The organism is Acinetobacter sp. ME22 (genome assembly GCF_022012315.1).
GTDB classification, from domain to species: domain Bacteria; phylum Pseudomonadota; class Gammaproteobacteria; order Pseudomonadales; family Moraxellaceae; genus Acinetobacter; species Acinetobacter brisouii_A.
Genome location: NZ_JAKLTL010000043.1, coordinates 1 through 582, shown reverse-complemented (window position 1 = coordinate 582; position 582 = coordinate 1). Strand labels below are relative to the sequence as shown.

General features: G+C 44.8%; 1 pseudogene. It reads left to right on the top strand.

Annotated elements, in window-relative coordinates:
• Positions 1-76 precede the first annotated feature (76 nt).
• Positions 77-582: pseudogene (locus LVY74_RS17605) on the top strand (phage tail protein); the annotation flags it as partial.

The window sequence follows — 582 nt, the reverse complement described above, 5'->3', positions numbered from 1 at the left end:
TTTGGCAATACCGATAATTTTATGGGATTTCCCTATATTCCCGAAGATAACCCGACCACCACGAGGATTATTTAAGATGTGGCCACAAATTATCTACTGGGTTGTCGTGGCGATGATGGCGATTTATGCCGTCATACAGGCCAGAAAGGTACAGAATTCATCACTCACGGCAGGGACACTCGAAGCAACCACATCCGATGAAGGGGGTTCGATCACCGTTATCTTTGGAACCTGTGATGTTGCGCCAAATGTCGCCGCATTTGCAGCAGGAACACCCGAAGCGATTAAGAAGAAAAAGCAGACCATTGGCTACAGATATTATGCTTCAACCCATTTAATCCTATGTCATGGCCCAGTCGATAATGTTTCTAAAATCAAATTTAGTTCAAAGACAGCCATGAATACCACCGTTGCTGAAAATTTACGTGTCTTGGTTGCAAAGCCCAATCTATTTGGTGGTGATGACTCTGCAGGCGGAATTTATGGATACTTCTTCTTTTTATTTGGGCAACCTGATCAGGCTAAACATCCTGCATTTACCCGAATCTTTGGCGATGTCCTGCAATCGGCTTGGCGAGGGGT